General features: G+C 67.7%; 17 protein-coding genes. 9 read left to right on the top strand and 8 right to left on the bottom strand.

The window, feature by feature from the left end; genetic code table 11:
• Window positions 1-43: 43 nt before the first annotated feature.
• Complete coding sequence (locus tag Pth03_RS19185; protein WP_203945682.1) at window positions 44-631, bottom strand: mycothiol transferase; 588 nt, start codon at window positions 629-631, stop codon at window positions 44-46.
• Between the two features lie 175 nt (window positions 632-806).
• Here Pth03_RS19185 and Pth03_RS19180 point away from each other — a divergent pair, with 175 nt between their 5' ends.
• Genes Pth03_RS19180 through Pth03_RS19160 form a run of 5 tightly spaced genes read left to right on the top strand, consistent with a single transcriptional unit; the run spans window position 807 to window position 7,670 of the window.
• The gene (locus Pth03_RS19180) at window positions 807-1,298 is read left to right on the top strand and encodes a hypothetical protein (RefSeq protein WP_239119181.1); all 492 of its coding nucleotides are present in this window, start codon (window positions 807-809) and stop codon (window positions 1,296-1,298) included.
• Window positions 1,298-2,662, top strand: a complete 1,365-nt coding sequence (locus tag Pth03_RS19175; protein ID WP_203945681.1) for a hypothetical protein — start codon at window positions 1,298-1,300, stop codon at window positions 2,660-2,662. Before Pth03_RS19180 ends, Pth03_RS19175 begins: the two co-directional genes overlap by 1 nt.
• Complete coding sequence (locus tag Pth03_RS19170; RefSeq protein ID WP_203945680.1) at window positions 2,659-3,894, top strand: vWA domain-containing protein; 1,236 nt, start codon at window positions 2,659-2,661, stop codon at window positions 3,892-3,894. Before Pth03_RS19175 ends, Pth03_RS19170 begins: the two co-directional genes overlap by 4 nt.
• Before the next feature lie 9 nt (window positions 3,895-3,903).
• Window positions 3,904-5,010 (top strand): ATP-binding protein, encoded by a 1,107-nt coding sequence (locus Pth03_RS19165; RefSeq protein WP_203945679.1) that lies wholly within the window; start codon window positions 3,904-3,906, stop codon window positions 5,008-5,010.
• Window positions 5,007-7,670, top strand: a complete 2,664-nt coding sequence (locus Pth03_RS19160; protein WP_239119180.1) for a DUF5682 family protein — start codon at window positions 5,007-5,009, stop codon at window positions 7,668-7,670. Before Pth03_RS19165 ends, Pth03_RS19160 begins: the two co-directional genes overlap by 4 nt.
• 130 nt (window positions 7,671-7,800) lie before the next feature.
• On the opposite strand, the gene Pth03_RS19155 is transcribed toward Pth03_RS19160, so the two are convergent.
• Both Pth03_RS19155 and Pth03_RS19150 read right to left on the bottom strand, forming a co-directional pair.
• Window positions 7,801-9,975: a phosphocholine-specific phospholipase C gene (locus Pth03_RS19155; protein WP_203945678.1), complete on the bottom strand. Its 2,175-nt coding sequence runs from the start codon at window positions 9,973-9,975 to the stop codon at window positions 7,801-7,803.
• Window positions 9,976-10,281: 306 nt separating this feature from the next.
• Window positions 10,282-11,703 carry an LVIVD repeat-containing protein gene (locus Pth03_RS19150; RefSeq protein WP_239119179.1) on the bottom strand — a complete coding sequence of 474 codons (1,422 nt, stop codon included), beginning with the start codon at window positions 11,701-11,703 and terminating at the stop codon, window positions 10,282-10,284.
• 165 nt (window positions 11,704-11,868) lie between these two features.
• Between Pth03_RS19150 and Pth03_RS19145 the strand changes: the two genes are divergently transcribed.
• Window positions 11,869-12,489, top strand: a complete 621-nt coding sequence (locus Pth03_RS19145; RefSeq protein ID WP_239119178.1) for a DUF305 domain-containing protein — start codon at window positions 11,869-11,871, stop codon at window positions 12,487-12,489.
• A 59-nt stretch (window positions 12,490-12,548) separates the two neighbouring features.
• Here the strand turns inward: Pth03_RS19145 and Pth03_RS19140 are convergent, their stop codons facing one another.
• Window positions 12,549-13,088, bottom strand: coding sequence for a hypothetical protein (locus Pth03_RS19140; protein WP_203945677.1), 540 nt, complete (start codon window positions 13,086-13,088; stop codon window positions 12,549-12,551).
• A 204-nt stretch (window positions 13,089-13,292) separates the two neighbouring features.
• Complete coding sequence (gene qcrB, locus Pth03_RS19135) at window positions 13,293-14,915, bottom strand: cytochrome bc1 complex cytochrome b subunit (protein ID WP_203945676.1); 1,623 nt, start codon at window positions 14,913-14,915, stop codon at window positions 13,293-13,295.
• A gap of 405 nt (window positions 14,916-15,320) precedes the next feature.
• Between qcrB and Pth03_RS19130 the strand changes: the two genes are divergently transcribed.
• From Pth03_RS19130 to Pth03_RS19120, 3 genes are all read left to right on the top strand, one after another.
• The gene (locus Pth03_RS19130) at window positions 15,321-15,662 is read left to right on the top strand and encodes an SCO4225 family membrane protein (protein WP_203945675.1); all 342 of its coding nucleotides are present in this window, start codon (window positions 15,321-15,323) and stop codon (window positions 15,660-15,662) included.
• Between the two features lie 9 nt (window positions 15,663-15,671).
• Window positions 15,672-16,364, top strand: a complete 693-nt coding sequence (locus Pth03_RS19125) for an SDR family oxidoreductase (protein WP_203945674.1) — start codon at window positions 15,672-15,674, stop codon at window positions 16,362-16,364.
• A gap of 88 nt (window positions 16,365-16,452) precedes the next feature.
• On the top strand, window positions 16,453-17,043 hold the full coding sequence (locus tag Pth03_RS19120; RefSeq protein WP_239119177.1) for an HD domain-containing protein: 591 nt from the start codon (window positions 16,453-16,455) through the stop codon (window positions 17,041-17,043).
• 27 nt (window positions 17,044-17,070) lie between these two features.
• Here Pth03_RS19120 and Pth03_RS19115 read toward each other — a convergent pair whose 3' ends face one another.
• From Pth03_RS19115 to Pth03_RS19105, 3 genes are all read right to left on the bottom strand, one after another.
• On the bottom strand, window positions 17,071-17,862 hold the full coding sequence (locus tag Pth03_RS19115; RefSeq protein ID WP_239119176.1) for a GNAT family N-acetyltransferase: 792 nt from the start codon (window positions 17,860-17,862) through the stop codon (window positions 17,071-17,073).
• Window positions 17,863-17,963: 101 nt separating this feature from the next.
• Window positions 17,964-18,647, bottom strand: a complete 684-nt coding sequence (locus Pth03_RS19110) for a formylglycine-generating enzyme family protein (RefSeq protein ID WP_239119175.1) — start codon at window positions 18,645-18,647, stop codon at window positions 17,964-17,966.
• 90 nt (window positions 18,648-18,737) lie between these two features.
• Window positions 18,738-21,332: a metallophosphoesterase gene (locus Pth03_RS19105; protein ID WP_203945673.1), complete on the bottom strand. Its 2,595-nt coding sequence runs from the start codon at window positions 21,330-21,332 to the stop codon at window positions 18,738-18,740.
• Window positions 21,333-21,430: the final 98 nt, after the last annotated feature.

Genomic DNA, 21,430 nt, shown 5'->3' with positions numbered 1-21,430 from the left:
CCGTGAGGTCCTGGCCGGATTTTCACTCTGCCGTGCCGGCTCTTCAGCTGTTAAGGGGTGATCGGCCCGCTCGTGCGCGCCATCCAGCCGGAGGGTCCTCACCGACCACGCCGTCCACCGCTTCGCGCAGCAGGTCGGCGTGCCCGGTGTGCCTGCCGTACTCCTCGATCAGGTCGCAGAGGAGCCTGCGCAGGCTGGCATGGCGCCCGTCAGGCGTGGAGATGTGGGCGAGCTGGTCGAGCCCGCCGTCGGCCAGGGCCGCTTCGAGCCTCGCGTGGGAGCGTTCGACGGCACCGTCCCAGAGCGCGTAGAGCTGTTCGGGGGTGTCGTCGGCGGCGGAGGTGAACTCCCAGTCGTCACTGCCGTCCCAGTCGGCGGCGTCCCACGGGGCGCCGATCATTTCACCCGTCAACTTCCTGGTGAAGGTGTTGTCCTCCGTCAGGGCGAGATGCTTGAGCAGGCCGCCGAGGGTCAGCGAAGAGGCGCCGACGCGGGCCCGCAGCCCGGCCGCGTCGAGGTCGTCGGCCTTCCAGCGGAAGGTCGTGCGCAGGCGGTCGAGCGCCCCGACGAGATGCTCGATCTCGCTGCCGGCGAGGGGCGGTTCCCATGGGGCGTGGTCGCTGTCGGTCATGGCGCCACCGTAGACCGCGTGCCCGACGTTTTCCGTCCGGAATTCCGGGGCCGGACGGATCGGCTCCCCTCGGGCGGCGCATGATCGGCCGAAGCCTTCGTTGATCGAACTTTGTCGGACCGCTCGGGTAAGTTCCCGTTCGCTGATCGACCGCCACCGAATCGGAGGTTGTCCTTTGAACGCGGAAAGACCCGCGTGGGAGCAGCTCAGCGGGGCCGGGGTGCTCTCCCCCGTCCAGCCGCGCAAGCTGGCGAAAGTGCCCTTCGTCGAGATGGCGGAGGGACGGCTGCAGGGCGTCGTGTCGAGCGGTTCCGACATCGAGAGGGTGTACGTCTCCTCGATCACCGCCGGGACGCACGGATACAACTGCAGCACCAACAACAACAGGCCCTGCGGCGGGCTGCGCGGCGCGCCGTGCAAGCACCTGCAGTCACTGGTCGACGAGGCCGTCATCCAGTACGGCCTGGAGCGCGTGGCACGCTACCTTCGCGTCGAGGGTGACAGCGCGGCGAGCCTCGTGCGAAACCTGAGCGGTGGGCACGAGTCCATCCCCGCCGCCGTGGTCTTCAGCCGATTCCTCCGGCACCTGGCCTACCTCGAACTGCCCGGCACATCCGAGCCCGTCGCCGAAATGCACTGGTTCCCCTCGCTTGGCGCGGTGGGCTGATGCTCGGAACACAGCTGGCGGCGCTGCACGACGGCGCCTTGCCCGGCGTCGACGAGGCGCTCGGCCTGATCGCGGGTTTCGACGACGCTCTGACCAACGGATTCGCTCGCCTGGGTGAGGAGCGAACCGCGGCCGTCGCCGCGCTGGCCGGGGCCATGGGTGGGACCGCTTTTGGCTCTCCTGCCGCCGAGGCCGCGGAGAAGATCGCGGCCGGTTCGATCTCAGAAGAGCATCTTGAGACGCTGGCCGGAGCGCGCACCACACTGTTCGGCGCGGTCCACGCCGCCCTGCTGACTCGCCTCGACGGTGCCCTCGGCCGTACCAGAACGGCCTGGGAAGGGGCGCAGCTCCGAAGCGCCGATCCCCTGGCCGGCGCATGTCGTTCCTGGCTCGCCGAGCTGGCCGTCACGGGATGGCGCGGCGTCGACCACGACCTCGCCTCCTCCGCCGACCAGGCCATCCAGAACCTGCTCGCCGAGCCCCGGCTGCGGCGCCTTGCGGTGCTGCTCGACGGGCTCGCCGCCGAGCTGAGGGCCTGCTCCCCGATCGGCGCCATGGAGCAGCTGCCCGCCCGCCGCTGGGCCGATCTGTGGGCGCGCGCGTTGCTTCTCACCCAGACGGGCGGCCTCGACGCGACCGAGCGTGTCTCGGGACGCCTGCTCCCCCTCGGCGTCGACGTCCACGAGCACAGTACGGCGGTGCAGATCCAGGTCCACGCGATCCTGGAGCCGCACGACCGCCTGGTCCGCGCCAGTGTGACCGCCGCCAAGGTGGACACGATCGCCGGCCCGTTCGTCTGGCAGTTGCTGAGCTCATATCCCGTGCTGTTGAGCGCGCTGGCCAGGAAGCTCAGCCTGGAGATCACCGACATGCCGCTGCTGCCCGGCGGCGACCTGCTGTGGCGGGAGGAGAACGTGACCGCCGGCCCGCACGCCGACCCGTTCGCCACCGCGCGGGTCCGGCTGAGCGGGGCGAGCGCGCCTGCGGTGCCGCCGCTCGAACGCCACCCGGTCCGCATCGCCGAGCCGGTGTTCGTCGAGGGCTACAAGACCGACGGCCGCACCCTCGAGCTCGACGGCGCCGGGCTGGCCTTCGACCTCGACCGGCTGCCGCGGTCGGGTCCGCTGACGCCTCAGCTGCTCAAGGCGTCGACCTCATGCATCGGGCTGATGCGCTGGGACGGCGGGCAGTGGCGCCTGCAACCGCTGGCCGTACAGGCGAAGGCGAAGAAGGAGCCGGTCGCCGCGCACAACGGCGACTGGGCGCTCGGACCCACTGACGAAAAGGTCGTCAAGAGCGGCGCGAAGGCCGGCGACCCGGTCGCCGTGCTGCGCGAGCGGGCGGGGCGGTTGCTGCGGAAATGAACGAGACCCGACGTCAGATCCTCTACTGGCGGCTGCTGGCGCGCGTGTTCGACTCCGAGGAGCAACCGTCGCTGGAAGCGGCGAGTGTCGCCATCGTCGAGGACCTCGGGCTGCCGCCGGCTCTGCTCGATCCCGGCGTCTCGGTGGACAACCTGGTGCAGCGCTTCCCCGAACTGCGCGAGCAGTTGCGCGACCTGGACGGCGACGAGGTGCGCAACGCGGCGCTGGTGTCGAAGTTGCTGCTCAACGTCTTCGCGACCGGCGGCGGTACGGTCACCGCCACGCAACTCGCCGGGTGGAAGCAGGACGCAGGCTGGCTGCGGCAGGCGCTCGGCGAGGAGGGCGCGGGCGATCTGGCCGCCGTCGAAGGCGACCTCGTGAGGCGCATGCATCTGCGCGAGGTGCTCGCCGACCCGGTGCTGGCCAAGCAGCTCACGCCGAGTATGTCGCTCATCGAACAGCTGCTGCGGGACAAGTCCAACCTGTCGGGAGTGGCCCTGGCCAACGCCAAGGCGCTGATCCGCAGGTTCGTCGACGAGGTCGCCGAGGTGCTGCGCACGCAGGTGGAGAAGACCAGCACGGGCGTGATCGACCGATCGGTGCCGCCGAAGCGGGTCTTCCGCAACCTCGACCTCGAGCGCACGATCTGGAAGAACCTCACCAACTGGAGCCCTGAGGACGAGCGGCTCTACGTCGACAGGCTCTTCTACAGGCAGACCGCCAAGCGCACCACGCCGGCGAAGATGATCGTGGTGGTCGACCAGTCGGGGTCGATGGTGGACTCGATGGTCAACTGCACGATCCTCGCCTCGATCTTCGCCGGGCTGCCCAAGGTGGACGTGCACCTCATCGCGTACGACACGCGCGCCATCGACCTGACGCCGTGGGTGAACGACCCGTTCGAAGTGCTGCTGAGGACGAAACTCGGTGGCGGCAACGACGGTCCTGTGGCCATGGCCATGGCGCGGCCGAAGATCGCCGATCCACGCAACACCGTGATGGTGTGGATCTCCGATTTTTACGAGTTCGACCGGTCGCAGCCCCTGTTCGACGGCATCGAGTCCGTTCACCGTTCCGGAGTCAAGTTCATCCCGGTCGGCTCGGTGAACAGCTCGGGCCATCAGAGCGTGAACCCCTGGTTCCGGACGAAGTTCAAAGCCCTCGGCACTCCGGTCATCTCCGGACACATCCGCAAGCTCGTGCTCGAGCTCAAGACCTTCCTGAACACCTAGGAGACTTCCTTGCTGCGCGCCCCCGCAGAGATCAAGTACGCCGACGAGCTGGACTATCTCGAGTCGATCGACACCGATTTCAAGCCGTTCTCCTGGCGGCTCAGCCCGCGAATGGTACGGATCTTCGTGCTCGGCTCCGAGCGCTCCGACGGCCTCGACCGCGAGATCCCGCAGAAGTGGTTCGGCGACCGCAGCTTCGTCGAACGCAGCATCGTCACCCTGGCCTCCGACCGCGGCCTGCTGCTCATCGGCGACCCCGGCACCGGCAAGAGCTGGCTGGCCGAGCTGCTCGCGGCCGCCGTCTCGCGCAACTCCACGCTGGTCGTGCAAGGTACGGCAGGCACCACGGAAGACCACATCAAGTACTCCTGGAACGTCTCCATGGTCATCGCCAAGGGCCAGTCCCGGGAGTCGATGATCCCCTCGCCCATCATGACCGCCATGGAGCGCGGCGTGATCGGCCGCTTCGAGGAGCTGACCAGATCCACCAGCGACGTCCAGGACGCGCTGATCTCGATTCTCTCCGAGAAGTACGTCTCCATCCCCGAGCTCGACGACGACAACATCGTCTTCGCCCAGCCCGGATTCTCGATCATCGCCACCGCCAACAGCCGCGACCGCGGCGTCAACGACCTGTCCTCGGCGTTGAAGCGGCGTTTCAATTTCGTCCGCATCCCCGTGGTGACGAACAAGAAGAGCGAGGCCGAGATCGTGCGGTTCCGTACGGCGGAGCTGTTGCGCAGGCACCAGATCGACCTGGAGCTGCCGCCTACGCTGCTGGACATCCTGCTGCAGAGCTTCGCCGACCTGCGGGCGGCCGCCGCTTCCGCCACCGGTGACGACGACAAGCTGGAGTCGGCGTTGTCCACGGCCGAGCAGATCGGCGTTCTGGAGGACGCCATCCTGCACAGCAGGTTCTTCGGCGACAGCACGCTGAAGGCCGCCACGCTGGCCGGTTCGCTGGTCGGCTCACTGGCCCGGCGCACCCCGGAGGACCTGGCCATCCTCAACAAGTACCTGCATGGTGTCGTCGAGCCGCGCAGCAAGCGGGACGAGAACGGATCGTGGAAGGAATTCCTCGACGGCGGGCGAGACGCGATCGCCACCCTTTCATGAGCGCTGTCGTGAACCCCTTCGATCCCCTGCGCGAGCAGCTCGCGAGCGCGGCCGCGGCCTTCGGCGCCGGCCTGGTCGACGACGTCGAGCAGGCGCTGAAGACGGACGTGGAGATCTTCCCCGTCTGCCATCACTCGCCCGCCTCCGCCCTTGCGATGGTCAGGCGGCTGAGGGAGAAACGGCCCAAGGTCATCTACCTGGAGCTGTGCGAGGATCTGCGGCCGGTGCTGGAGGAACTGCGCAACTGCAGGCTGCCGGTCGCGTTGCAGGCGTTCGCCTCCGACATCGACGGCTTCCCTGCCGAGTGGGCGCCGCTGAGCGTGATCGCGCCGATCACCGAGTCCTCCGCGGAATACCAGGCCATCGCCTACGCTCTCGACACGCCAGGCGTGGAGATCGTCCTGGTGGACCGGTCGGTCGACCATGTCTTCCAGTGGGAGCCGCGCGCCGGCGCCCCGGCCGACGTCGGCATCGAGATCGGCGACCTGCGGCCCGGATTCGCCGCGCTGGAGGAGCACCTGCTCCACCACGGCAAAGTGCGGCACTGGTCGGAGTGGTGGGACCAATACGTCGAGCAGCCGCTGTCCGGCGCGGACCACGACACCTACCGCCAGGTCATGGTGCTCATCGGCAGCCTCTTCCGCCGGCTCAAGCCCGAGGGCAACGAGGTGGACGAGGATCGCGAGCGCTACATGTGGACCAGGATGCGCGAGCACCTGGCCACGACGGGCACCGACCCGGCCGAGTGCCTGTACGTGTGCGGCGCCTTCCACGCCGCCAGCCCGGTGATGGGCGAGCACCTCGACATCAGCCCGCGCACCTCCACCACCTGGCTGTACGGACTCATCCCCTCCAGCCACTCGGCGATCGAGGAACAGTTCGGGCTGGCTCCCGGCTCGGTCTCGATCGCCGCGGCCACCTGGAGGAAAGCCGTCAAGCGCACCGGGCTCACGCCGTACACACTGGGCGGCAAGGCCACGAGGACGGCAACACGCACGGGCCCGCCGCCGAGCACGCCGGGGGTGACGGAAGACCGGCTTTCCGGCTTCCTCACCCAGCCGCCCTCCTTGGACGGCTTCGACGAGGCGGAACTCCTCGGCTGGTGCGTGGAGATCGTCAGGCTGGCCCGCCGCAACGGATATCTCGCCAGCACCGCCGACGCCATCGCGGTCTTCGAGACCTCGATCCTGCTCGCAGGCATGCGAGGCAGGAAGCGGCCCACGCCGTACGACTTCCAGGACGCGGCGGTCACGTGCATCGAGAAAGACGCGGTGCCCGGCCGCCGCGACGTGCGGCGGCTGTGCGAGATCCTGCTCGGTGGCGACAAGATCGGCCAGGTCGGCTACGACTCGCTCCCGCCGCTGGCCCGCGACGTGCTCGACCGGCTCCGGCCGCTCGGACTCGACCTGGAGAAGCGGACGATTCAGCGGGCGCTGATCGACCTCGACGCTCATCCTGAGCTGGAATCCTGCTCGCACCTGCTGTGGATCCTGCGCCGCCTGCTGCCGGGCGACGCCGTACGGCCCATCATGGGCTCGCGGAGGCTGGGCGAGCGTTCCCATCAGGAGAGCTGGGACCTGGCGATCGCTCGCAACCAGCGCTCGATCATCGAACTCGGCTACGAGGGCGTCACGATCGAGCAGGTGCTGGAGCAGCGGCTGCGGCGCGCATGCTGGGACGAGAAGGCCACCGCGGCCACCGCGCTTGACGCGGTCGAGGACTCCATCCTCTACCTGGGCAGCCGGCGGTGCACCGACGAGCTCGGGGTCCGGGCCGTGGAGTTGCTGGCGGGCGAGCGAACCGTGGACGAGGCACCCGACGTGGTGCGGCGCATCCGCCGGCTGCTCGCGCACTACCGGGCCGCGGAGCCCGAGCTGCCGGCGTGGGTCAAGTCGTTCGTGACCACCGGATACGCGCACTACTGCACGCTGCTGCCCACCGCGTTCGTGGAGCAGGAGACCAGTGTGCGCCAGGTGGGGGCGATGCTCGCGTTCCTGTTCACGATGGAGGGCCTGGCGTTGTCGCTGGGCTGTGACCGGGCCCAGCTGGAGCTGGCCGTACAGCAGTCGCACCCGGAAAGCCCCGCCAAAGTCGCGTTGTTGTGGACGGCGCGCTTCCAGCTCGGGCTGCTGAGCATGGCCGAGCTTCGCGAGAAGGTGGGCGAACTGCTCGGCAACCCGCTGGTGGTGCCGTCGGTCCCGCAGTACATCAGCGGATTCGTCCAGGCGCTGGAGTCCGCGCCGGCGCTGGCACCGTTCGTGGTCGAGGTGCTGTCCCGGGCGTTCGGACAGCTTCCCGACGACGTGCTGCTGCCGTGGCTGCCGAAGCTGATCACGACCCTGCGTGACCAGGCGCCTGAACTGGTGCCGATGCTCGTGCGGGAGGCGGGCCGGACCTTCCCGGCACGGCTGGCCGACGTGGATTCCTTCACGCCCCCGTGGCTGGCGCGGGCAACCGGGAAGGCGGTCGCGCTCCCGTCTTCTGGGCCGGTCGGCAGGCTGCTGGCCGTACATCCCGAGACCGGTGCGGCCGTGGCGGAGGTGCTGGGCTGTGAGGCGGCGGTCACGATCGCCGGCGCGAGCGGTGAGGTGGCGGAGTTGCTCGCATCGCATCCCGAGACCGGCGAGGCCGTCGCGGGCGTGCTGATCGCCGTGAACTGACTGCGCGGTCCACGTAGGGCGGCTGAGTTCACGGCGCCCGGAAAAGGGCTGGCCCTCCCCGCGGGCTCGGTCGCGATTCACTCGCGGTCCGGGCACGGCGGGAAGGGCCGACTCTCGATGCGGTGCCGAATCAGCCGGTGATGCTGGCCTCACCGGTCTCGAGGTGGCCGACGAACCGCTGCGACCAGGCCTCGTCGCAGTCGGCCGTGACGGTCACGTCGTACCAGCCGTCGCTGTCCTTCACCGGGCTCACCGTCCACGCCTCCTTACCGTGCGCGTTGACCTTCACGGTGTGCGGCCTGTCCGAGCTGTAGTTGTTGTGCGTGATCGTGAACGTCACGCGCGAGTCACCGTGGTTGCGCAGCCAGAGCTTCAGCTTCGGGTGCTTGGTCGACTTGCCGTCGTAGTAGTCCGCCTCGACCTCGAGGTCCTTGCCGGCGGTGGTGACGTCACCGGTGAACCGGCGCAGGAACCGGTTCGACCCGGTGACGGTGATGTCGTACGCGGTGTCGTCGGCAGAGGCACCCACGACGCCGACACCGGACACCGTCGAGTTGGCCGCGACGGTGTACTGGCCCGGGAACGCGGCCGGGTACTGCGCCAGCGTCGGGAGCCCTGCCCGGTTGTTGTACACGGCGAAGTGGCTCGCCTTGGTCACGAACTCGGCCTCGTTGCTGAACGTCAGATTCGCCACGACGCCGGATGCACCGCTGGTGAATCCGGCCAGGTTGGCGTTCGGCTGGTACGGCAGCGGGCGCGCCCGCTTGGTGCCCTTCTCCTGCGTGGGCATCGTGTTGTCACCCGGGAGCGGGGTGTACCGAGTCTCCGGGATGAGCGCCCCGGTCTGCGGAAGAAGGGGCATGCCGTAGACCGGCTTCTCGAAGTCGAAGGCGTTCGTCAGGTCGCCGCAGACCTTGCGCCGCCAGTCGCTGATGTTGGGCGAGATGGCCGGCTTGCCGAGCGCGGTGGTCCACTTCTCCATGAACTGGATGACCGAGGTGTGGTCGGAGACCTCCGAGGTCACCCAGCCGCCACGGGTCCAGGGCGAGACGAGGATGAGCGGCACGCGGAAGCCGAGCCCGACCGGGAGCGGAGCGGTGACGCCGTACGCGGCCATGGTGCCGGAGACGAACTCGTCCGTCTCGCCCGGCGCCGGCATGGGCGGCGGAACGTGGTCGAACTGACCGTCGTTCTCGTCGTAGTTGATGATCACCAGGGTCGAGTTGAACACATCCGGGTCGGCGTTGAGGGCCTCGAGGACGCCACGGAGGAAGTACGCACCGTTGCTCGGCGCCGTGACCGGGTGCTCGGAGAAGAACTGGTTGTTCACGACCCAGTTCACCTGCGGCAGCGTGCCGTTGACCACGTCGGCGCGGATCGCGGCGATGAGGTTGTCGGCATTGCCCGACAGCCCGGTGATCGGCTCGGGGACGTTCTTCACGCCGTTGTCGTAGTAGACGTTGCCCGGAGCGGCGGTCCCGCCCTGGTCGGGGTCGAGCTTGGCGAAGGTGTTGAAGTACTCCAGGCCGTTGTCGCCGTAGTCGTCGGCGCACTGGTAGACCCGCCAGCTGACGCCCGCCTCCTGGAGCGTCTCGGCGTAGGACTTCCACGGCAGGAACTTGCCGAGCTCGTCGCCGCCGTCGCTGGCGGTGAAGGTGCCGTGCTTGTGGTCGGCGTTGATCGTGCCGCTCCACAGGTAGGTGCGGTTGGGCCCGGTCGCGCTGAGCACGGAGCAGTGGTACGCGTCGCCGACCGTGTAGGCGTCGGCGAGGGCGTAGTGGAACGGCAGGTCGCGGCGGTCCAGGTAACCCAGCGTGGTCGGCCCACCCTTGGCGTAGTACCAGCCGGTCATCAGGCCGCCGTACCAGGCGCCGTGCTGGTCGGTCCAGCCGTGGCTGGTGCCGCCGTAGTTGGCGGCGCCGAGCTCGGCGCTCGGCGGCGTCGCTCCACTCCAGGTCTTGGCTCCGCTCAGCCGCCACGGGTACTGGGTGTCGGCTCCGGCCGTCAGCGTTTTCGGCTGCTCCCAGACCGTCTTGCCACCGGGGAGCATGATGGTCGAGCGGTCACCGAAACCGCGCACTCCCTTCATGGCGCCGAAGTAGTGATCGAAGCTGCGGTTCTCCTGCATGATCACGATGACATGCTTGATGTCACGGATGTCGCCGTACGGCTTGGGGGAGTGACCGGGCTTGTTGTGCGTGGTGGCTGCGGCAGCACTCGTGCTGGGCAACGCAGCGCCGACGGCTGCCGCTCCTGTTACGGCAGCGGCAGTGCCGAGAAAGTTTCTGCGGGACAGTTCAGACATGGCTTCAGACCTCCGCGTGCGGGGACGTGCCGCACGAAGCTAGCCGCGAGATCTTGCCCCCAGGCGACGAGGAGCCGAAGCCAAAATTGCCGATTGGTGCTGTCCATATAGCGAACACCCCCAAAGGGGACGAACGATAAAGAACCGGGATGTTTTCCGCCGACGGGCACCCTGACGGCGGCAGGTGTGGCGGTCGCCAGTCAGGCGCGGTGGGGTTGAGCGGGCACTGGGCCGGTACCTGAGGATGAGGCGCACCGGATCAGTGCCCGCTCCTTTCTCATTGCCTGTTACTCGTCACGCGACCCGTCAGTGCCCTCCGGGCACTCCCTTGCCGCGCTCGGGGTACGAGCCCTGCGTCTGCACGTTGAGCCGGTCGACCTTCACGCTGTTGGCCTGGTTGGTACGAGGATCGTTGATCTTGAAGACGTCGAATCCCTCGTTGAAGTCGCTGCCGTAGATGTAGCCGTTGTAGTAGTACGCGGACCAGTAACCGCCGTTCAGCGGCTGCTCCCACGGACCCCGCTCGAAGTAGCCGATCTCGTGCGGGTTGGCGGAGTCGGTGAAGTCCCAGATCGAGACGCCACCCTGGTACCACGCCTGCACCATGATGTCGCGGCCCTTGACGGGGATCAGCGAGCCGTTGTGGGCCACGCAGTTCTCCGTGTCCGCCTGGTAACGCGAGATCTTGTAGTAGCTCTTGAACGTGAACTGGTTGTCCTCGATGTCGTAGATCGCGTCGGCTCCACGGGTCTGGCCGATGGCCTCGTTGCAGGTGGCCGCGGTTCCACCGCCCAGCTCGTCGGTGAAGATGACCTTGGTGCCTTCGTTGTTGAAGGTCGCCGAGTGCCAGAACGCGAAGTTCTCGTCATCGCGGACGACGTCCAGAACCTTCGGGTGCTCAGGATCCTTGATGTCCAGCAGGATGCCGTCGCCCATGCAGGCTCCCGCGGCAAGGCCCTTCTCGGGGTAAGCCGTGATGTCGTGGCAGCCGGTGGTCGCCGACGTGCGGTAGGGGTAGGGGAGGCTCTCCCCCGGGTTGCCGCCGTCAGGGAACAGGTTCGGCGTCGCGACCACGGACGCGGCCGTGGGGTTCTTGAGCGGGACCTTGACGATCGAGATCAGGTCGTGCGGCGGCTGGCAGTCCGGGAAGGACGCCGAGGGGCTGTACGACGAGATGTAGATGTACACCGCCTTGCCGGTCTTGTCCGGCACGAGGGTGTGGGTGTGCGAACCGCAGCTGGTCTCGACCGACTTGATGTACTTCGGGTTGGACTTGTTACTGACGTCGAAGATGCGGATTCCCTCCCACGAGTCCTTGTTCGCAGCGCTCTGGCCGACGCTGCTGCAGGAGTCGTCGTTGCGGGAGGAGTCGACGGAGCCGAAGAGCAGGTCGCCGTAGACGGACATGTCCATCTGGGAACCCGGGCACACGACCGAGCTGACGACTTCCGGCTTCTTCGGATGCTTGATGTTGACGATGCTGAAGCCACCGTAGTTGCCGACATAGGCGTAATCACCCTGGAAGGCGATGTCGGTGTTGATGGTGCCTGCGAGGGCGGTCGGCTTCGGCACGTTCGCCACGTGCGTGACGTTGCCGCTCATGGCGATCTCGTCGGGAGCCAGGACGTCCGCGGCCTGAGCCGGGACGGTGGCCAGCCCGATGGCCAGCACCGTGCCCGTCACGGCCAGGACACGGCCGGTCAGGCCACGCCGGCGGGAGGTGAACACGTAGGAGCCTCCTCATAAAGGGGACATAAATGACAGGATCATGACTCGCAATAATTCTTCTGGCCAGATAGCAACATGTCAGCAAATTCTTTAGACATGTCATCTTTTCAAGGGCGCCCGTATCGATTAATGTCGATCCTCATCGCCTTGTCGCAAGGAGGTAGGGTGCGCGCCGCGCTTATCCTGATGTCCGGCGCCGCCCTGTTTCTGGGCGCCTGTTCCAACGACGGGAACGACACCGCCGCACAGTCGACCGCGCCCGTGATCGCTCCGGGCCGGCCCGGCGAGGCAGCCAGGACGCTCAGCCCTGGAGAGGCGGTCACCGCCGTCCCGTCACCCGTCGCGAATGCAGCCGACGTCCGATATGCCCAAAACATGGTCATTCATCATCGGCAGGCCTTGGACATGGCAGCCCTCGCACCGTCACGGTTCAGTTCTCCCAAGGTCAAGGGGTTTGCCGACCGAATTCTCGCCGTGCAGGGGCCGGAGATCCGCACGATGACGACCTGGCTGACGCAGGAGAACATTCAGCAGCCCGGCCACCACACGGATCACACGAACATGCCGGGCATGGCCACGCCCGAGCAGTTGGACGCGCTCAGGGCAGCCTCAGGCGCGGATTTCGACCGGCTCTTCCTCCAGTTGATGATCAATCACCATGAGGGTGCGATCACGATGGCCACGGACGAACTGACCGGCGGCTCGCACCTTACCGTCCAGCAGTGGGCCCAAGATGTCATAGCGGAGCAGACCGCCGAAATACATCGCATGCAGGAAATACTCTGAAACCAGACGCCGCAGCTGGAGCCCTCCGTCGCTTCGACCGAGGATGAAGACTCGGCCACTCAGGAGTAGACACTTTCTTCATATTTCGCCAGGTGGAGAAGACTGCGGATCTTGCCGGCGGCTACGGAACCGTCATGTCGTGCCGCTTCCAGCACCGCCTGGACCAACTCGCCACGGGTCTTGGCCTGGGCCGCCTGCCGCCAGTAGACCTGCGCCTTGGCGGATTCAGCGCGAAGTGCCTTGATCGGCGCGCGAACGGCAAGAGGCCAGGGGACGTCTCGGAGGTCGCGCATGTGCGCCGCATTGGCCGACGCGACTTTTGCGGCAAGCTCCCTCAGCGTGGCCGCGGGCCGGCCTGTGTTGATCGCCTGCTCCAGCCGCTCAAGGGCGATGTCGTAGGGCTTCACGGTCTTCAGATAACGAATCGCGGCTTGTTTCTGAGACAGCGGCTTCGCCGGAGCCGGGGTGGGAACCGTCGTGGCAGATCCATCCATCGATGGGGCGGCCGAGGAACCAGGCCGGCTCACAGCGCCCGTCGTTCCCGAGCATCCGCCAATGGTGACGGCCACGGCGGCCATGACCGCGAAGACGCTGCGCATACCGATTCCTTTATTAGCTGCACGTTGTGGTGAACAGTCGCCCACGCCAGAGCGACAGCCGTACGGAAACCATCACGGAGAAATGGCGACCGGCGCTCCGACGTCCACCTGACCTTCTACCAGCCGTACGGCATTCAGCCGACGCCGGGGTCGGCGGTGCCTGCCGAGAGGAAACGCCCCAGGGGACCTGTCGGAGCGCTGTCGTCAGTGCTCTGCGGGCGGCTTGCGCTTTCCTGCACCGATGGCAGCGCGCTCCCCCTTGTGAGCTTCGCCGAGGGGGGCGTGGTCCGCGCCGTACGCCTGGCTGATCCTGGCGCGGAGCCGTCCGAGGGCGGTGCGGGCTCCCTTCGGCGGGACGCCGTCGGTGTCCTCGCGGCTCTCGATGACCGGGATCTCCTTCTTGCCGCGGGCGTGGTCGGCGATGTCCTGCATCGGGGCGGCGTGCACCTCGATGTATTCGCCGTGCGGCAGGCGCTTGATGACGCCCGTCTCCACACCGTGGGACAGCATGGCCTGGTCGCTGCGCTGCAGGCCGATGCAGGTGCGGTAGGCCACGAAGAAGGCGATGATCGGGCCGAGAATGATCGCGAACCGCCCGAAGATCGTCGTCTGGTACAGGCTGATGTGGAAGAAGGCCGAGATCTCGTCGTTGGCGCCGAGCAGCCACAGCACGCCGTAGAACGTGATGCCCGCGAAGCCGATCGCGGTGCGGACCGGGTTGTTGCGCGGCCGGTCGGCGATGTGGTGCTCCCGGCGGTCACCGGTGATCCACCGCTCGGCGAACGGGAAGATCGCCAAGCCCGTCAGAACGAGCCCCATCGGCCCCAGCGCGGGGATCAGCACGCTGAACGGAATCGTGTACCCCAGGAAGTTGATCTCCCACGCGGGCATCAGGCGCAACGATCCCTCCAGGAAGCCCATGTAGAAGTCGGGCTGGGATCCCGCCGAAATGTTCGCCGGCGTGTACGGGCCGAACAGCCAGATCGGGTTGATCTGGGCGAACGTTCCCAGCAGCGCCAGGACGGCGAACGTGAACAGGGTGAACGCGCCCCCCTTGGCCATGAAGGCCGGGAAGAACGGCGCCCCCACCACGTTCTGCTCGGTGCGGCCGGTGCCCGGCATCTGCGTGTGCTTCTGCACCCACATGAGGATCAGGTGGGCCGAGATCAGCGCCACCAGGAGGCCCGGGATCAGCAGGATGTGGATCGTGAAGAACCGCGAGATGATGTCAGTGCCTGGATACTCGCCGCCGAAGAGCAGGAATGTCAGATACGTCCCCACCACGGGGATCGAGAGGATCACGCCCTGGGTGATCCGCAGACCGGCGCCGGAGAGCAGGTCGTCCGGCAGGGAGTAGCCGGTCAGGCCCTCCAGGAGTGCCAGGGTGAACAGTCCGAGGCCGATGAGCCAATTCAGCTCGCGTGGCTTGCGGTAGGCGCCGGTGAAGAACACGCGGAGCATGTGCGCCGTCAGGCCCGCGACGAACATCAGGGCCGCCCAGTGGTGAATCTGGCGGATCAGCAGACCGCCCCGGATGTCGAAACTGATGTTCAGGGTCGAGGCGTAGGCCTCGGACATCCGCACACCTACCAGCGGCTGGTAGGACCCGGAGTAGACGACCTCTCCCATGCTGGGCTTGAACCAGAACGTCAGGAACGTGCCGGTCAGCAGCAGGATGATGAACGAGTAGAGCGCGATCTCACCCAGCAGGAACGACCAGTGGTCCGGGAAGATCTTCCTCAGGTTGCGCTTGAGGAAGCTCCCCGTGCCGAGGCGATCGTCGACGAAGCCGAAGACGCCGGCGATGACTTTCGGGGGAGCCTTCATGATGCCCCTCTTCAAGCGACGGCCGCAGTGGGGCTCACCCCTGGCCGGTGAAGCCGCTGGTGAGCCAGACCCTCGGGCCCCATCCGGCGCATAAGCCCCGTTGCTGCTCCTCCTCGGCGATCCGCCTCGCCGTCAGCGAGGGCGGCGATCACCACGCGCATGCCGACACGGGACAGTCGGCGGGCCGGAACGGCGGACGGGAGACCTGCGGTGAACTGGTCGTGGCCGGTGTGGGCGGCCTTACGGGCGTCCCCGTGCTTGCAGATGAAATCCGGCCGGACGGTGCCCTGTTCAGTTCTTTCTTTGACTGTACCCACCTGGCCCAGATCAGGACCGTCAGGTGCCTAGCTCAGCTGAGTAGCCTTACTCAGGAATAAACGCCGCAAGGTGCGCAGAATGCCAACTATGCGACCCTCGCTGACCCACTACGTCTCCCGATATGAGCGCGGAACCTTCGCCCTGGCCATCGCCGGCCCCTACGCGCTGATCGTCGTCGCCGCGACCGTTTACGTCGAGATCGCCACACGCCAACCCGACAGCCAGGGACTGGAAGCACTCGTGCTGTTCGCGGTCACCTCTCCCCTCTCGGAACTCCTCATGTTCCTGCCACTCGGCTTGCCCAGCCCTCTGATCCCCTCGCTGCCGTTCACCGCCGCCGGGCTGTTCCAGGCATGGCTCATCTGGCTCATCGCCCGCGGACGCAGAACCCGCACGACCGCCGACGGGGACCTGCGTCCGGAGCTCTAAGGTGAGCCCATGTCCGAACGACCGGTGGCGCTCATCACGGGCGCCTCGCGCGGGATCGGGGCCGCCGTGGCCCGAGCCCTCGCTCCTACGTACGATCTGCTGCTCGGCGGCAGGGACCGCACGGCACTGGACGCCTTGTGCGCCGAACTGCCCCGCGCCCGCCCATGGGCGGTGGAGCTCACCGCCGTGAACGCGGCCGATGTCGAGAAGATCGACAGGCTCGACCTGCTCGTCCACAGCGCCGGCATCGCCCGGCTCGGCGCCCTGGCTGAGACGCCCGCGGAAGTGTGGCGGCAGACGTTCGAGGTGAACGTCGTCGCGGTGGCCGAGCTGACCCGGCTGCTGCTCCCCGCCCTCCGGGCGGCTCACGGCCACGTCGTTCTGATCAACTCGGGCAGCGGCCAGCGGGCCAACCCCAACTGGGGCTCCTATGCGGCGAGCAAGTTCGCGCTGCGCGCCTACGCCGACGTCCTCCGCGAGGAAGAGCACGGTGAAGGCATCCGGGTCACCTCGATCTATCCCGGGCGGGCCGACACCGACATGCAAAGGGACGTCCGCGCCCAGGAGTCCGGCCCGTACGAGCCGGAGAGGTACCTTGACGCGGCTTCGGTCGCGCGGGCCGTGCTGGCCGCCGTGAGCGCAACGCCCGACGCCCATGTCACCGAGATCACCGTGCGCCCCTGGGCCGGTCCCACCCGATGAACGGATGCGATTTCCGGCGCTGCGGCCCTCGTACGGTCGCACGGAAAGCCCCTGACGCATCGCGGTCGGTCCGGCTCGGTCTTCTCGCATGAGCGTGATCGCCCTGCGGCGTGCCCTGACCGAGCCGGCGGTGTCCAGCATGGGACCCCTGCCGCAGGATGCCGCCCGCCTTCTCCTCGATCTGGAAGCGCCGCCGCGGCTCGCCGCTCACCTCCGGGCGGTCCACGACACCGCTCGCCGGCTCATCGACGCGCTCGGCGACGCGTGTCCCCGGCTGCGGTTCGACCAGGAGGAGGTCCTGTTCGGCGCCGCCACCCACGACATCGGCAAGGTGATCCACACTGACGAGCTCACGGGTCCGGGGCACGCGCATGAGCAGGCCGGATACGAGTTGCTCCTCGCTCACGGCGTCGACGACCGCCTCGCCCGTTTCGCCAGGAACCACGCGACATGGACCGCCCGTGACATCAGTACGGAGGACCTCCTGGTCAGCCTCGCGGACAAGATCTGGAAGGCGAAACGGCTCCGGGACCTTGAGGATCTCGTTGTCGAGCGCATCTGCCGGGTTTCCGGTGAGAGTCCCTGGCAGGCGTTCATGGTCCTGGACGACGTCCTGGACGCTCTCGCCCGGGACGCCGACGAGCGGCTCGCCTTCCAGGCCCGCCATCCGATCGCCTGAGAGCGCGGGCAGCAACTGGAGCCCGTGTCAGGGCTGCGGCGGCGACCAGACGTAGGGCGTGGTGGTGGTCACGGCGTGAAAACCAAGTCGGCCCAGGATCGGGGCACTGTCGTCGGAGGCGTCGACTTGCAGGAACCTGACGCCGCGGGCGACGGCCAACTGGGCGCGGGCGGCCACGAGTGCGCGGTAGATCCCGCGACCTCGCCAAGCAGGCAACGTCGAGCCGCCCCACAGGCTGGCGAACTCCGTTCCTTCACGGAAGACCAGCCAGGCCGCGGAAACCACCTCGCCTTCGGCTTCGGCGACCATGACGGCGATCTCGTTCGGGGCCGCCGAGACGCGGCCGATCAGGTCGTCGCTGAGCCAGCTGAAGTCGTCTCCCCAGACGGCCGACTCCATGGCGGCGATGCGGTGCATGTCGGCGTCCGCGGTCACCTGACGCAGCGTGACACCGTCCGGCAGGACCGGTGCCGCGGCCATCTCCTGGGCGAGGCCGATGAGGACGGCTTCCTCGTCCTCGGGAACGAAGCCCGCGGCGCGCAGACGGTCGGTGAGATCGGCCGGCTGATCGTGCCCGCGGGTCTTCCACTCCACCGCCTCGCCGCGAGCAGCGAAATAGTCACGCTGGCGAGCGATCAGGCGGTCGAGTTCGGCTCCGCGGAGTCCTATGTCGCGTGGGGCGCTGACGAGGCCCCGATAGTGGCCGACGATCCGGAGCAGCGGGCCGTCCTTCTCGTAGGTGACCCCCACGGGAGGGATGGGCGGCGCTCCCCGCATCTGTTCGTCGTAGGCCGTGAGCAAATTGTCGATATCCAGCACGGAATAGACAGTACGAGGGGGTGCAACTGCTTTTCCGAGCGTCGGGACGCGGCAAGGAGGGCGGTCGGCAACGCCACGATCACCTGGAAGGCAGTTCTCGCTCACAACGAGCGGGCGAGCCGGAACCCGAGGTCGTCGATACGAAAGGTCGGGTGGCTCTTGCGCCGGCACGACGCCCGGCACGCTCGGGGCAGATCATGCGCTCCCCCGCCCCGGAACACGCGGTACGGGCCGTAGACCGCGGGATCGTAGAGATCCCAGCACCACTCCCACACGTTGCCGATCATGTCGTGGAGACCCCATGCGTTCGGCGCCCTGGTGCCGACGTCGTGCACCTCGCCGCTGGAGTTCTCGCGGTACCAGGCGATCTGGTCAAGCTCTCCATAGCGGACACCGGAAGTCCCGGCCCTGCACGCGTACTCCCACTCCGCCTCGGACGGCAGGCGGTAGCCGTCGGCCTCCCAGTCGCAGGCCACGTCCCGCCCGTTTGGGTCGTCGCCCATCGAGTAGCAGAGGCTGAGCCCCGCCGCCTGCGAGAGCATGTTGCAGAAGTGCACGGCATCCGTCCAGGAGACCTCGGTCACCGGCGCGGCCGGGTTCTCGGGCGCCTCGCCTTGAACGGCGGCATAGAGCTCGCGGGTGACGGGATACGCCGCCAGCCGGAAGGCTCCGACCTCGACGTTCCAGTTCGTCTTCGTGCCCTCGTCCCGCAGGACGATCTCCCCGGCCGGGATCTCGATCATGTGCTCGGCCGTCCCCCGGAGCGGCGTCGGTTCAAGGCTCATCTCGCAGGAGCCAACCTGCACGAGCGGTTCGCGTCAAGCCGGAAAGGGCCGCCTCCGCAGCGGAGACGGCCCTTGTCAGTGTTCACCCGCTCATTCGGCGGCGAGGAACTCCTCGATCGCCGCCTTGACCTCGTGGCCCGTGCTGTGGCCGGCCACGATCCGCATCACCTGGCCCTGCAGGTTGTCCTTGCCGTACCTCGCATACGTGTCCGAGATGAGCAGGTCCAGCCAGGGGCGGGCGACCGAAGCCGGCTCCCCCTGGTGCGGTGCCGTGAGGAGCGTCGTGATCGCCTCCACGATCCGCCGCTGCGCGGCTGCGGCGTCCGACGGCAGGGACCCGCGGCGATCGTCGGGCAGCCCGTCGATGACCGTCCTCACCTGGGCGAGGTCGGCGATGGAGGTGTCGATCCCGGCCTCGCCGGTCAGGTCGCGGGAAGCGATCCCCGCGAGCAGTTCCTGAGCGTGAACGACTGCCTTGACCACCTCCAGTCGCTGGGTCAGCGCGTCGGCGTCCGGCCCGGCGGGAAGCTTGGCGATTGCGGCCTCGGCGGCCTGAACGGCCTCCGCGGACGGCTGAGCCTCGGCGGCGGCGACCGCATCCTGAGCGGCCTTCAGCTCCTGCGCCCGGATGATCGCCTTCACCGCCTCCAGCCGCTGGGTCAGCGCGTCGGCGTCCGGCCCGGCGGGAAGCTCGGCAATGGCCGACTCGGCGGCCTGAACGGTCTCCGCGGACGGGTGAGCCTCTGCGGCGGCGACCGCGTTCTCCGCGTCCTCGAGCGCCTCGTCCTCTCCCCCGGCGACGTCCACGCTCATCGACCCGATGATGAAGGGCAGATTGTTGGCCCCGACGATGCGCATGTCGGCGTTGCCGTTCTGCCGGTTGCGGAACATCACCTGCGGCATGTCCAGCGTCACGGTCTGCCAGGTGTTCACCATCTGCGAGCTGATCTGCACGCGAGTGGTGCTCTGGTAGGCCGACCCGGTGGCCGCGGAGTCGTACTGCAGGACAAACGACCCGGACACCGGAGAGCGGTACTCGATCGTCGCCTTCCCGTCGTACGGCCCGCCGTGAATGTATTTGTCGTCGACCACGAGGTAGAGGTTGTTTCCGCTGTTGAAGGTGTTGCGGTCCACCTGCAGCGCGCGGCGGCCGTCAACGGTGATCTCGTGGGCCGGGCCGCTTTCGTACGGCATCCAGTCCAACCCGTTGGGCTCGCCGGAGAAGTCCATCGACACGTGGGTCACGACCGGCCTGGGGGTATTGACGTCGATCCTCACCCCGGAGACGGCGAGCGGGAGGTTGCCCGGAGCCGACAGCCGCATGTCGGCGCCGCCGTTCTCCCGGTTGGTGAACCGGATGTCGGGGATCTCGATCGTCGACGTCAGCCACTGGTTCACCTGGCCGGCTCCGATCGTCACCGAGGCCGACTTCTGGTACGCCGAGCCACTCGTCGCGGAGTCGTACTGGAGAGCGAACGTGCCCGGGACCGAGGACCGATAGGTGATCGTGGCTTTGACCGAGTACGGCCCGCCGGAGATCGCCGCGTCGTCGACGAACATGTAGAGCTGGTTGGCGCCGCCGAAGGGGTTCTTCTGCAGTTGGAGCGCCTTCCGGCCGTCGACGGTGGTCTCGAGGTAGGGGCCGTCCTCATAGGTCTTGTACGTCAGTCCGTCGCTCGCGCCGGCCGCGACGTCGAACGAGACGTTGTCCTTGTTGGGAACCGGGCTCTGTCCTGGGTCGGGATTCGGGTCGACCCAGTTGGAGCGCTCCGCGACGTACGCCTTTCCCTGGGCGTCCTTCTTCAGGATGAAGTAGTAGTCGACCTTGCCCGGCAGCGTCAGGAACTCGGCCTTCAGGGAGTCCTTGGTCACGGTCAGCCGCATCGCTCCGAAGTCCTCGGCCTCGCGGTAGAGGCTCCCCGGAGCCGTGCTGAACAAGGGTGTGACGCCCTCGCCGCTGTTGCCGGTGATCGCGATGTTGTAGCCGCCGGGGGTGACGATGTGCTCGGCATGGTGGTCGTGGCCGGACAGGATCAGGTCGACGCCCGGTGTCATCATCCACGCCCGGTCGGGGTTGTTGCCCGCCTTGCCGGAGGAGTAGATGGGCTGGTGGCCGCCGCTGAGCACCCATGCCGCCGCGCTGTCGTCGACCGTGTTCCTGTACGCGTCGTAGATGGGCGGCATCGTGGTGCCCGACGACGTCTGACAGTTGGCGTCGGGGTTGACGAAGTCGACCAGGCCGTTGCCGAACCCGGCCACGTACGCCACCGGCACCTTGAAGAAGTCCACGCTGGGCTGGACGCTCTCCGGGGTGCAGCCGTTGCCGTAGTCGTGGTTGCCCATGATGGGGAAGAACCTGCCGGCGTCGATGTCGGCCTTGTACGGCGCCTGCGCCTTGACGACCTCCTCGGGGCGTCCCTGCTGGTAGGTGTTGTCGCCGACGGTCAGGATGTAGGCCGGGTTCCACGAGTGGACCATGTCGGCCACCTGGTTCTCCGAGGCGCAGGCCCGGTCCGCACCGCAACCGCCGTAGTCCCCGATGACGGCGAGGACCATCTGGTCCTGCATCGGCTTACCGGGGTCCACCGCAGGGGTGATCCGCTCAATCCCGGTTCCGGCCGCCTGGGCCGCCTGAGGGACCGCCGCGGTCATCACCGCCGCGGCCGCCACCAGTATTGACAGCACTCTTCTCGCGAATAGCACGTTTCAACCTCTGCGCGATTTGGCCATGGTCGCGCCGGACACTAAGCCTCAGATCGCACGACGAGATGAATGCGCGACGA

Source organism: Planotetraspora thailandica, from assembly GCF_016863335.1.
Classification (GTDB): Bacteria; Actinomycetota; Actinomycetes; order Streptosporangiales; family Streptosporangiaceae; genus Planotetraspora; species Planotetraspora thailandica.
This window is presented reverse-complemented; position numbering and strand designations above follow the sequence as displayed.

Coding starts and splice junctions, on each gene's coding strand:
- Pth03_RS19160 (WP_239119180.1), top strand. CDS start 5,007: ATGAGCGCTGTCGTGAACCCCTTCGATCCCCTGCGCGAGCAGCTCGCG.
- Pth03_RS19185 (WP_203945682.1), bottom strand. CDS start 631: ATGACCGACAGCGACCACGCCCCATGGGAACCGCCCCTCGCCGGCAGC.
- Pth03_RS19125 (WP_203945674.1), top strand. CDS start 15,672: ATGTCCGAACGACCGGTGGCGCTCATCACGGGCGCCTCGCGCGGGATC.
- Pth03_RS19155 (WP_203945678.1), bottom strand. CDS start 9,975: ATGTCTGAACTGTCCCGCAGAAACTTTCTCGGCACTGCCGCTGCCGTA.
- Pth03_RS19140 (WP_203945677.1), bottom strand. CDS start 13,088: ATGCGCAGCGTCTTCGCGGTCATGGCCGCCGTGGCCGTCACCATTGGC.
- Pth03_RS19120 (WP_239119177.1), top strand. CDS start 16,453: ATGAGCGTGATCGCCCTGCGGCGTGCCCTGACCGAGCCGGCGGTGTCC.
- Pth03_RS19130 (WP_203945675.1), top strand. CDS start 15,321: ATGCGACCCTCGCTGACCCACTACGTCTCCCGATATGAGCGCGGAACC.
- Pth03_RS19175 (WP_203945681.1), top strand. CDS start 1,298: ATGCTCGGAACACAGCTGGCGGCGCTGCACGACGGCGCCTTGCCCGGC.
- Pth03_RS19110 (WP_239119175.1), bottom strand. CDS start 18,647: ATGAGCCTTGAACCGACGCCGCTCCGGGGGACGGCCGAGCACATGATC.
- qcrB (WP_203945676.1), bottom strand. CDS start 14,915: ATGAAGGCTCCCCCGAAAGTCATCGCCGGCGTCTTCGGCTTCGTCGAC.
- Pth03_RS19170 (WP_203945680.1), top strand. CDS start 2,659: ATGAACGAGACCCGACGTCAGATCCTCTACTGGCGGCTGCTGGCGCGC.